We start from the raw sequence: 12,060 nt of genomic DNA on the forward strand, positions 1-12,060 counted from the left end.
ATCGCTAAAAGGGCTCTGAAGCTAAATGCTTTGGGGCTTTTTTAATTAGAATGGTGTAAACTGATATTTAGAAACAAAGCTTCTCAAGGATATCGACAGGATCATTCCAAAGAAGGAGGCTATATGAGAACTAACATTCCTACTATCATATTGCTTGCGTTGACGTGTTTAGTTACTGGATGCGGGGCGCAAAACGATAATGCAGCAGTGAGTGCATCAGTACCAGAAACTATTGAAACAGATAATGCTCAGTCTAATGAAGAAACAACTGAAATTGGTTTTACAGAGGATAATCTTCCAGAGCTTTATGAAAGAAGGAAGTTCGTAGGCAGTGCTGTGAATTTTACCGGAGATTGGACAAGGACCTCTGTACATTCTTCTCTCAGCGCGGATATCTCAGTAAAAGATCAGAACGAGGAAGGCTTTGACTTTACTGGTGAGTTTTACTATTACTCACATATGGGCGATGCAGCTGGGAGAGCATATTTTATTTCAGATAACCAGGCGATATATAGACAGTTTGATAATGATGATATCGACGGTGAACCTGCTTACATTGGGTTTTCTTTAGACGACAACGGACTTCATGTAATAGCAAATGGATTTGTAGAAGGCATGGGAATGAATGTCTCTGTAACAGGGGACTATATCCAGGATGAACCATATTATACCAACGGGAACGTGCTTGCAGAAAACTTTTCAGAGTATGACCTGGAGCAGTTAAAAGAGCTTCTCAGGGAAGAAACATATAAAGAGCTGTTTCTAAATAATACGACAATAGGGGATGTATCTTCTGAGGCTGCGAAGCTTTTAGACGGGACAATTGCAAGGCATATAGAGTGCATTGTTCCGACAATGGGAGATGGATATGATCTTCTTATCACTGAGGACGGAAGATACTATTTCTACCACGCAAACACAGACCTTTTTGCAACAAATGACTCAGATTATACAGACTGGAAAATACCGGAATATACTGTGGCAACAGATGAGGCAGAGTACGATGATGATAGATCTCCGTTCCTGCTCTGGGAGTTCGAGGGATATGTTGATGAGTGCAATGGATACTACTGGCAGGATGACTTTAAGAACTGCGACTATGATGGTGATGGGAAAACAGACAGACTAAAGCGCCAGTGGAATGGTGAAGAGCAGATTGCTGTTTATACTGTAGAGTTTGGCAACGGAGATCTGCTTACAGTTCCAAAAGGATGGGAGACAGGATTTCCTCATGTTCAGGGCGGTGATCTTGATAGAGACGGACAAAAAGAGATCCTTTTTACCCTTTCCTACGATACAAGCACAGATCCGTTATCCTTCGGCGACCTGTGGCTCTTTGATAAAGATGCTTCCGGAAGATACAGCGAGGTGGAGCTTCCGCTTGCCAGCGGTGAAAATGGTGCAAAAGGATTTACCATAGAATATGAAGAGCCTGAGGATCTTATGATCCGATATTCGATAAAAGAAGCAGGGCTATCCAGAAGCGAAGAGGTTAATGATGACTATATAAACTACTGGTGGACAGAAGAAAAGACCAGTTCACTTAGGAGTGTATACTGGGCAGAGATCAGGGAGGGGAAGTACCCTGCCATCAGATGCTATGTAGAGCCGCTTCCAAGAGGTGGTGCCAGTCTTGGGTTTGATCTTTCATATAGGGATGGAAAGTATGAGATTGGTTACGTTGAGCTGGATGCACCTGATGGACCGTTTTAAAAACCAGATAGCAAGGGGTATCAATATGAATTACGTTTCTGGCAAGAGTTACTTCCAGCCCTCTGGAATTTACTCTTGCATACTGCAATTAACCATGTTAACTGAGGGATAAAATCTCTATTTACAATACAGAACATGTGTTCTATCATTGTATTTAGAGGAAATTGTAATGAGTAAGATTAACAGTAACGTGGATGTAATATGCCAGCATAATGCTGACGGAACCATCGTGCCCATGAGATTCAGACTGATGAATGAAGATGGGATTTATGAGACATATACGATAAAAGGATACAGACAGATTCTAAGAAAGGATGTTTATACTACACCGGATGGAGTATTAACTGACCGGCGTGAGGATGTTTTTGAATGTAGAGTTTTGGTGCTGGATGTGTACCACACAGTCAGGCTGTATTTTAACAAAATTACCTGTAAATGGAGAGTTGCTATTTGATTGGAATAGGTTACTCTTCAACCTCCCGACACTCCATAAGGTGCCGGGAGATTTTTTTGTTATAATTTAAGAGGTTTAAAGCAAATGAAATTAAAAACTCTTTGATATTGTGGGGAAAGGTTAGTGACACTTAAGGAAGCATACAAGATACTTGGCGCATCTAAAGAGAATACCGACAGGGAGATCAAGGCAAAGTACAAGAAGCTCCTCGTCATGTATCACCCGGACTCTGATCCCACCAGGAAAAGAGATCCAGAAGATGATGAAAAGATCCGCCAGGTCATCGAGGCCTACAGGAAAATCAGGGAATTTGAGGGTGAGCCGTACTTTGAGCCTTATGAGTTTACCTGGGATGCCCTTGAGAACAAAAGAGCTTTTTCAGAGCGTAACATCTTCTTTCAGTTCAAGATCTACGATGAAGCGCTGCCGCCATCCAAGATGGCAAGAGGCAGATTTGTCTGGGATCCCGACATGGAGGAGTTTCCTCTTTTTGCAAAGAGCGTTCTCGAGGCTTGCAAGGAAGTGATGACTGACCATGACTTCACTCCTGCGCCTGATAAGGTAAAAGACATTTTCCATCTAATGATGCAGGAATATGTCCTCCCGGCAGACGCCGCCAGAAAGATTGGCAAGATGATCCGCGAAGATGGCGACAGAGAAGTATATTCATTTAGCGGCTTCATCAAGGATGAACCAGGCACCAGACGTGAATCCAAGATAAACTGCGGAGAGCCACTAAACATATATTTGCGTGAAGACAGGGCTGTTGTTGAAGAGATTGTCACAGGCAGGATTTTGGGCAGTATCTCTTTTGACGAAGATGAGTTGTACTACGTAGTGCTTCCACTTCTGGAAGACCCAAAGGTGGATGCACTTGCGACCATAACTAAGGTGGATAGGAGTCGCAGGAATAAAGAACGTATCAGTGTTGCAATTGAGCTGACAATACCAAAAGACTTGATGGATACCCCAGTATTAAATGGGCAGTTGATAAAAGAGCTGTTGATGAAGTAAATCACATTTCATCAGCAGCTTCCTTTTTACCACTGTCCATAATGGCGCAAGCAGGTTACGTCATATAGCTGCCTGACAATTTCCTTATGGGTGATTTTTTAATACTTATTTAAGACCGTGGAATAACGAAATATTGTAGAATAAAAGAGACTTTAAACATCAGGAGAAACCATATGAAAAAGAGATTGTTTTCAGTACTTTTAGCCATAATACTAGTGGTTGCGCCATTCTCAGTCGGGGCAAAAAATGAATCTAAGACCGACAGAATTTTGAGAAGTATGACAATGCGCGAAAAGGTAGAGCAGATGATGCTTGTCTCGTATCGCGTGTGGGAAGAAACTCCAGAGTCAGGTAAGGGTTCTGATGAGGCCTCGCTTGCAAATGTAACTGAGTTAAATGATACAATAAGAGCTGACCTGATGGGGCACGATTATGGCGGAGTCCTTCTTTTTGGAGAAAACTTTGTGGATGCCAGGCAGACGCTGCGCCTTGTGTCTGATATTCAGGACACGAACCTGAAAGGTGGCGGTCTTCCTTTGCTGGTGACTGTTGACCAAGAGGGCGGTAGTGTCGCCAGAATAAGCTTTGGTACATCAGGTGTTGGAAACATGGCTCTTGCTGCAACAGGTGATCCTTCCGATACGACGCAAATGGCAGAAATATATGGAAAAGAGATGAGCTTGCTTGGGCTAAACACAGATTTTGCGCCTGTTGTGGATGTTAATAACAATCCCAATAACCCTATCATAGGATGCCGCTCTTTTTCTGATTCACCGAAGGTGGTGGCAGAGTATGGCGTTTCATATATAGAAGGGCTGCATGAAACCGGCACTATTGCTACATTAAAGCATTTTCCAGGACATGGTAATACCGATACTGATTCTCATACAGGTTTTCCGCTGATTGAGAGCACCTATGAAGAACTGAAGAATTGTGAGCTTATACCATTCCGTGAGGCTATTGATGCAGGCGCCGACATGGTTATGACAGCGCATATTCAGTACCCCAAGATAGAGACAGGAACATATACATCTGTTTCAACTGGCAAGCAGGTATATCTGCCTGCCACTATGAGCCACAAGATCCTTACAGATATTCTCAGAAAAGACATGGGGTTTGAAGGCGTGATTGTGTCTGATGCCCTTGATATGGCTGCAATTACGGAAAATTTTGCAGATGAAGATGTTCTGAGTATGACAATTAATGCCGGTGTAAATCTTCTTATCCTTCCGCCTGTTTTTGATTCAAAAGGCTTTAAACACCTTGATGATATGGTGGAAACCGCTGTACGGCTTGCGGAGGATGGAACTATTGATACACAGATGATTGATGATTCCGTCAGGAGAATTCTGACCCTCAAGGAAAAATATGGTCTTCTGGATATATCGGACTTCTCCGTAACAGAAGAAAAACTTCTGGAAGCAGAAAAAGGCGTTGGAAGCAGCGCAAACAGGGATGTGGCCTGGAATATTGCAAACAAGTCCCTGACAGTTGTGAAAAATGAGAATAATGCTTTTCCGATAAGTCTTGGATCAAAAGAGAAAGCACTGATCCTTTTTGCTGACAACTGCGCAAGCAGGAGTGGAGCAGGAAAGCTTGCTGCCAGGGAACTTATTAAAAAAGGAATAATAGCAGATGAATCACAGATCATCGTGATAGATAATGCTGATGAAGACAGAGAGAAATGCATAATTGCTGCCAAAGAAGCAGATCATTGCATCCTTGTGCAGAGAACCTACAATGCTGCATGCCTTAACCCCGGCACTGATGATGGCTCTTTTTCCGCTGTATTTGATGAGATCATCGCTTCCAGGCATGAAAATGGGAAGAAAGTAGTAGTGGTAAGCTGCAGTCTGCCATATGATGCAGCACGGTTCATGGATGCTGACGCTTGTGTCTTGAGCTATAACTCAACAACAATGCGTGAAATCCCAAATGAATCAGGTAAAGGAAGCGCATATGCGCCAAACCTTGTGGCTGCACTGGTATCGTGCTTTGGAAATGAGGAAAGAACAGGCATTTTGCCGGTAAATATTCCGGAGATAGACAAAGATTATAAGATGACAGAGAAGATTTTGTATAAAAGAGGATATTAAGAAAAAGCTCTTTTATAAGCAATAGAGGAGGCTCAATAGATGAAAAAAAGATGCATGGCCCTGATCCTTTTAGTAATTGTTATGATCTGTGGATGCTCAAATGCAGGGAATAATGGGGAAGGCTTATCAAGTGAAGGAACGGAGGCTTTAGATACACCAATTGAACTGGTATGGTGGACTTACTCTCCGGATGGAACTGCTCCTGATGATGCAGAAGAGGTACTCCAAAGAGCAAATGAAATCTCTAAAGAGAAAATAGGCGTCACTGTAAAGATGATATACAAGTCAGAGGAACAGTTTGATTTAGATCTCCAGACAGGAGAGTACTATGACATGACTTTCAGCTGTGACTGGTGCAATGATTTTGACGCTAATGCCGGTAATGGCTACTATTACGATATTACTGAACTTGTTGAAAAGACTGCGCCAAAGTTGTATAAAGCGGTGGATCCATGGTGGGAGATCGGTTCCCTTCATGGAAAGATATATGGAGTTCCGATGCTTAAAGATCTTGGAGCAGAAGTCTTTTTTCGCATGAACAGCGACTATTTTGAAACAGAAAAGGGCCTTACTCTGCCGGAAGAGATGGCCTTTGCAGACCTTGAGCCATATCTTGAGATGTGGAAAGAGGATCACCCGGATGATTATCCTTTTTTCATTCCTAGTGTAGGGCTGTCAGGCGCTTTCCAGGTACATGAAAGAATAGTATCAAAGTATCTTGTAATACCTTATAGTAAGGCTGGGACACCTGACGGAACAAAGATCATTCCTGTATTTGATGATGAGGAATACATGGGAATGCTGCGGCTTTTGCACAAGTGGTATGGGCTTTCTTATATCAACCCGGATGCTGCCACTACTACGGAGGTTCCCAAATCAATAAAGACGCCGGTCCGAACTGGAACAGCGTGGACAGGATTTATGGGGTGGTCTGACCCCGAGGCTTATGGCTTCAATGTTAAGCTTGTTCGCTTTATCGGCCCCAACATGTCCAGATCCACCCAGCAGGGTTCTCTTATCGCGATAAACGCAGCTGCTTCTCATGAAAAAGCTCAGGCGTGCCTTAAATATATGGAGCTTTTGTATACAGACAAAGAACTGCGGGATACTCTCGCCTACGGAATTGAAGGAAAACATTTCGAATATTATGAAGACACGGTAATCCGTACTGTGGAAGGCAATGAACACTATATGCAGGACGCCTTTGTTACAGGCCCTGCAGTAAGTGCATCAGTGGTTTCAGCAGATAAAGATAATCCGGCTGATCCGGATCAGTGGAAGAAAGTATATGATGGCTACAAGAGTGCAAGGATCAGTGATACAAGGGGATTTTCCTTTGATCCAACAAATGTAGAAGCAGAAATAGCGGCTCTTGATGCTATATGGAACAGTTACAGTGCAGAACTTGTGACAGGCACTTCAGATACAGATGAAGCGGCAAAAGAGATACTTAAGCAGATGGAGGCTGCCGGACTTGATAAGGTCAGGGAAGAAGCACAGAGACAGCTTGACGAGTATTTAAGTCAGTTTTGATGAGCTATGAAAAATAAATGGTCACTGGATAATAATTCAATAAGCACTCTTTTGAAGGAAGCTCTTTTAGAACTGGAAAGAGCAGGCATAATGAAGGATGACTGTCTGCGCTTTGAGCTTACGCTGGAAGAAATCCTTCTGGATTATCAAAAGGTGTTTTCGAAAGACGCTGCTGTAGCAGTTAAACTGCAAAAGAAAGCGGACTTTCTATATGTGCAGATAACTCTTGAAGGAGAAGAGTATGATCCATTACAGGAGACGGCATCTCTCGTTCTTATTAAGACTGTCCATAAATGGGATTCTGCACCTTCTTATGAGTATCAGAATGCGAAAAAAGAAATCGGAAGAAATGTACTGACTTATAAGTTTAAGGTAAGAGGGTCACTGCGGGAAAATCTTATCTTTACCTGGAAATATACCAGGCAGAGCAAAGGTTACCTTGCCCTTGCCGTGGCGCTTCAGCTTATAAGTGTAGTTTTTATGATCATTGCACCGATCCTAAGCGCTAAGATCATCGTTCAGTTGACTGATATAGCGGTTTATCAGATGCTTTGGACAGCACTTTCACTTTTTGCAGTTAACATTGCTTCTGCTGCGATAATGGCAGGCTGCAACTGGGCCTACAATGTAGTTTACAATAAAACACTGACCCTGCTTGAAGCAGAGATATCAGAAAATGTTTTGCAAATTGAGAATAAGGCAGTGGAAGAAAATGGAACAGGACTCTTTATTCAGAGGCTTACTGTTGATACTTCAAACCTGGCTACTGCTTTTAATACTCTGGCAGATAATATTTCGCAGATCTGCCAGTATGTGGGAATACTGGCAGCAATGTTTATTGTCAGCCCTTTGGTATTCATTGCGGTTGCGATATTACTGTCAGCACAGATTTTCATGGAACTTAGGCGCCAGAAAGTGTCCCGTGACAACGGGCGTATTTACAGAAATTATGCGGAAAAGTACACCGGGATTGTTGGAGAGATGGTTCGCGGTGGTAAGGACATTAAACTGGTGAATGCACAGCAGCAGTTTGAAAATGACCTTAAGGAGCGGATCACGAATGCAAATGACTCCAGGATGAAATGGGATGCAGACAACAGAAAGTACAGGCTTGTTATCGCATCTGTACGTGAGAGTGGAGCACTTATATTTGTGGCACTTTTAGGTGGTCTGCTCTTTAATGGCAGACTTAATGTTGCCACTGCACTTATTCTTTTCAATTATTATACAAGTCTTGGAATGCCTGCGATCACGCTTCTTGGAACTATCCTTGATTTTGTGACGCAGTTTAATCTTTCCAGCGAAAGACTTCGGGACATCATGGATGACAGGTTTTTCCCGAAGGAATCATTCGGAGAGGTTCACAAAGAGAATCTTAATGGTGAAATAGAATTTAAGAACGTTTGGTTTTCCTATAACGTAGGTAAATTGAAGACCTCTACCAGGTGGGTACTAAGCGATCTGAGTTTTAAGATATCGCCCGGCGAAACTGTGGCACTGGTTGGCAGAAGCGGATCCGGAAAGACAACCATCATGAATCTTATAAGCAGGTTGTATGATCCTTTCTCAGGGACAATCACAATAGATGGGATTGACACAAAAGACCTTGACCGAGATTCCCTGCGTGGAAGTATGAGTGTTGTGACGCAATCACCATATATTTTTCAGATGAGTATCCGTGAAAATCTGCGTATTGTTAAGCCAGATATGACCGAAGAGGAGATGAAGAAAGCAGCGACTCTTGCCTGCATTGACGAAGAGATCGAAGCAAAGCCTGAAGGATACGATACTGTAGTTGGTGAAGGCGGGATAAGTCTGTCCGGAGGACAAAGGCAGCGTCTTGCGATTGCAAGAGCGCTCCTTAGAGATGCGCGGATTCTTCTATTGGATGAAGCAACAAGTGCCCTAGACAATGTGACACAGGACAGGATAAGGGAATCCCTTGACAGGATCAAGGGGCAGTGTACTGTCATAATCATTGCCCACAGGCTCTCGACAATTGTGAATGCAGACAGGATCCTTTATTTGCAGGATGGCAGGATAATTGCTGAGGGTAAACACTCCGAGCTGATTGCAGGGTGCGCTGAATATAGAGAACTATATGAAAAAGAAGAGAAGCAGTCATAAACTTAATACAGAACTCTCGCTCTTGTCTCTGCCTGCAGTTATCTGGTATATAGCATTCTGCTATTTGCCTATATTTGGAGTGGCTCTGGCATTTAAGCGTTATCGCCTGGTTCCCGGAAAAAGCTTTTTCTATAGCATATTTCATGGAAGTGACTGGGTCGGATTATCTAATTTCAGGTTTCTCATGCTCAATCCTCAGATACTGAGAGTAGTCAGAAATACGCTTCTTTATAATCTGGTATTTCTTGTTCTGGGTATAGTTGTTCCTGTTATCCTTGCTATTATTCTATCTTATATACATTCAGGACTTGTCAGGTCAATTACACAGATATGCATGCTCCTGCCACATTTTATGTCCTGGGTTATAGTCAGCTATTTTGTCTATGCCTTTCTGTCTGCTGACAGGGGCATCATAAATAATGTCCTTAATGATCTTGGCAGATCTCCTGTTAATTTCTACCTTAAGCCGGAGGTTTGGCCTTTCGTTCTTGTTTTAGTCCATCTTTGGAAGACAGCTGGGTATTCTATGCTCATATATTACGCAAATATTTGTGGAATTGACTCGGATTTATATGACTGTGCAGCTATAGACGGGGCTTCTGTAAGACAGGTTGTGCGCTTCGTGATCCTGCCCCAGCTTAAGAATATTGTGGTGGTGCTGATGCTTCTGAATCTGGGCCATATTCTTTCCACGGATTTTGGCCTGTTTTATCAGGTCACACGTAATGCAGGGTCGCTGCTTAGTACCACTGAGACTATTGATGTTTTTGTCTATAAAGCACTGATGGAACAGTCCAATTACGGCTTTTCTGCAGCTGCCAGCCTTATCCAGAACGGGATCGGATGCATATTGTTGCTTTTTGCCAGCCGTATGGTATCCCTGGTAGACCCGGAGGGAGGTATTATATGAGAAACGCGCAATCTGAGGGCTACATCAAAGGATTAAACAAAAAATCCAATATTTTCCTGAGCTTTTTGATGCTGCTTTTGTCGGGATTCATGATCATTCCGGTTATTTTGATTCTTGCCATATCTTTTTCATCTGAAGATGCGATCGCCAAAAACGGATACAGGTTTGTGCCGGCTGAGTGGTCCACTGACGCATACAGTTATATTCTAAAAAGTGCGGACAGTATAATAAGGGCTTTCGGACTGACGTTCTTTCTGACACTGATAGGAACGGTACTTTCCCTGTTTCTTATCAGTACTGTGGCCTATGTGCTGAGTAACAGAGATTACAGCCTGAGGCAGGTTCTTACATGGCTTATTGTAATCCCTATGTTCTTTAGCGGCGGCCTGGCGGCTTCTTATGCAGTCAACACCCAGTTGTTTGGGATAAAGAATTCTTTTCTGGCGCTATTCCTTCCCGGAGCATGTTCGAGCTGGTATGTAATAGTGATGCGGACTTATTTTATGAAGAATATTCCTGAGGAGGTCCTAGAAGCAGCAAGACTCGATGGCGCATCGTCATTCAGGCTTTATTTTGGTTTTGTGCTTCCTATGTCAAAGCCTATCCTGCTTACAGTTGGAATATTTGAAGCCTTCACATACTGGAACAGCTGGTATGAAAACCTCATCTATACAGATTCTGCCCACAGCAGGCTGTACACGCTTCAGTACATTTTGTACAACATGGAAAAAAATGCATCATACCTGTCGTCAAATGAGAACATAAGCGGGGCTGTGATGAACTCTGTTCCGACAGAGTCTCTCAGGATGGCGCTTGCCAGCATAATTATCATTCCGGTAATAGTAGTTTATCCGTTTTTCAGGAAGCATTTTCTTAGGGGACTTAATGCGGGAGCAGGGAAATGTACTTAAAGACACTAACTAGATATATTCAAAAGATCAATCACTAAAAGAGTCTTCATACGATAATTATAAAATATTTTTTGCCACAATTTCTTTTCCCTCGTATAAATAACTGTAAGGTTTTGTATAACAGAAGTAACAAAAAAGCAACTCGTGATTTATGGAGACAATACCCGCTGTTTTGTACACTGATAGCGGAGGTGATGAGAGATGATTTTTTCAGAAAAACTGCAGATACTCAGAAAGAATAAAGGATACACGCAAGAGGCGCTTGCAGATAAGCTTGGCGTTTCAAGACAGGCAGTTGCAAAATGGGAATCTGGACAGATATATCCTGATATTTCTAATCTGATCCAAATCAGTGATCTAATGAGCGTTAGTGTTGATTATCTAGTTAAAGATAATGACTGTGCTGTGAATATCAAGTCTCAGCCGAAAACTGACCTGGATGAATTGATAGCATTCAGACTGGAAGCAAATGTCAACACCTATGCAGCTTTCAAGAATGAGGTCAATGCTACCAGACCTGCCTCACACGATTTCAGATATGAGAACGGTAAATATGTTTACCACGACACCTATGTCGGTGGAGAGGAATTTGCAGGAGAAGAGGCGATTTGGAAGGATGGGCAAGCTGTTTACGCCATGAATTACATGGGGCGAGTGCTGGAAGATGGCTTCAGTGGGAACTTCCTGAAAGAGGCTCTGAGAGCAGCAGATGAAAAGATGCCATATAGAGGACCGGAAATTCATCAAGCTGGCGAATATACATACAGGTGTAAAGTGACCGGTGATTTTACCTGGTTTCAGGGATGTGAAGAGATATATCAGGGTGACAAGAAAGTATACGAATGCGTATTCCATGGCGGATTACTGAGATAACATAGTCGATAGATTAAGACCTCATGCAGTTTCGGCTGCATGAGGTCTTATATATCGATAATAGGCTTATGAGCACTAATGTTGCGCCTGCAATAGGATAAACAATTATCAGTCGGTTTGTTGTGCCATAGATTTCCAAGACTCCTTTAAATAGACAGCCTATGCTTAATGTGGCTATGGCTGTATTCCAGATATTAGCAAAGGCTTTGCCAGGAAATCTATTTAAAATGAGCATCACTTCATAAGGCAAAACACCCATGATAAGTGGTACTGCAAAGCCGTAAATCATGTAGTAAGATGTTACGCCATGGCTGAATAATTCATATATGGCGCCAAAGAGTGCAAGAAATGTTGCCCATACAGTATTGTATAATAAGTTCTTCTTTAGTTCTTTTTCCATAGTCAGGTCCTTTCTGATCGTTCATTGCC

10 protein-coding genes are annotated in these 12,060 nt (G+C 42.6%); 9 read left to right on the forward strand and 1 reads right to left on the reverse strand.

Translation table 11 applies throughout. From position 1 onward, the window contains the following. The first annotated feature begins 123 nt into the window (after nt 1-123). The 9 genes from J6I68_RS01205 to J6I68_RS01245 all read left to right on the forward strand — a co-directional run bounded on the left by J6I68_RS01205 (nt 124) and on the right by J6I68_RS01245 (nt 11,631). Nucleotides 124-1,713 (forward strand): hypothetical protein, encoded by a 1,590-nt coding sequence (locus tag J6I68_RS01205; protein WP_292216551.1) that lies wholly within the window; start codon nt 124-126, stop codon nt 1,711-1,713. A 169-nt stretch (nt 1,714-1,882) separates the two neighbouring features. Next, entirely contained in the window at nt 1,883-2,167 is a 285-nt protein-coding gene (locus J6I68_RS01210) for a hypothetical protein (protein ID WP_292216553.1), read from the forward strand. 123 nt (nt 2,168-2,290) lie between these two features. Then, nucleotides 2,291-3,181 carry a DnaJ domain-containing protein gene (locus tag J6I68_RS01215; RefSeq protein ID WP_292216555.1) on the forward strand — a complete coding sequence of 297 codons (891 nt, stop codon included), beginning with the start codon at nt 2,291-2,293 and terminating at the stop codon, nt 3,179-3,181. Nucleotides 3,182-3,354: 173 nt separating this feature from the next. Next, nucleotides 3,355-5,277: a glycoside hydrolase family 3 protein gene (locus tag J6I68_RS01220; RefSeq protein ID WP_292216557.1), complete on the forward strand. Its 1,923-nt coding sequence runs from the start codon at nt 3,355-3,357 to the stop codon at nt 5,275-5,277. A gap of 39 nt (nt 5,278-5,316) precedes the next feature. Next, nucleotides 5,317-6,810 (forward strand): ABC transporter substrate-binding protein, encoded by a 1,494-nt coding sequence (locus J6I68_RS01225; protein WP_292216559.1) that lies wholly within the window; start codon nt 5,317-5,319, stop codon nt 6,808-6,810. 6 nt (nt 6,811-6,816) lie between these two features. Further along, nucleotides 6,817-8,937 (forward strand): ABC transporter ATP-binding protein, encoded by a 2,121-nt coding sequence (locus J6I68_RS01230; RefSeq protein WP_292216561.1) that lies wholly within the window; start codon nt 6,817-6,819, stop codon nt 8,935-8,937. Beyond that, nucleotides 8,912-9,847: an ABC transporter permease gene (locus tag J6I68_RS01235; RefSeq protein WP_292216563.1), complete on the forward strand. Its 936-nt coding sequence runs from the start codon at nt 8,912-8,914 to the stop codon at nt 9,845-9,847. Before J6I68_RS01230 ends, J6I68_RS01235 begins: the two co-directional genes overlap by 26 nt. Next, nucleotides 9,844-10,758 carry a carbohydrate ABC transporter permease gene (locus J6I68_RS01240; protein WP_292216565.1) on the forward strand — a complete coding sequence of 305 codons (915 nt, stop codon included), beginning with the start codon at nt 9,844-9,846 and terminating at the stop codon, nt 10,756-10,758. Before J6I68_RS01235 ends, J6I68_RS01240 begins: the two co-directional genes overlap by 4 nt. A gap of 201 nt (nt 10,759-10,959) precedes the next feature. Beyond that, a complete protein-coding gene (locus J6I68_RS01245; protein ID WP_292216567.1) occupies nt 10,960-11,631 on the forward strand; it encodes a DUF5680 domain-containing protein in 672 nt (223 codons plus the stop codon). Between the two features lie 13 nt (nt 11,632-11,644). Here the strand turns inward: J6I68_RS01245 and J6I68_RS01250 are convergent, their stop codons facing one another. Then, nucleotides 11,645-12,031, reverse strand: coding sequence for a hypothetical protein (locus J6I68_RS01250; protein WP_292216569.1), 387 nt, complete (start codon nt 12,029-12,031; stop codon nt 11,645-11,647). Nucleotides 12,032-12,060: the final 29 nt, after the last annotated feature.

It is taken from the genome of Butyrivibrio sp., assembly GCF_017940685.1.
Classification (GTDB): Bacteria; Bacillota; Clostridia; order Lachnospirales; family Lachnospiraceae; genus Butyrivibrio.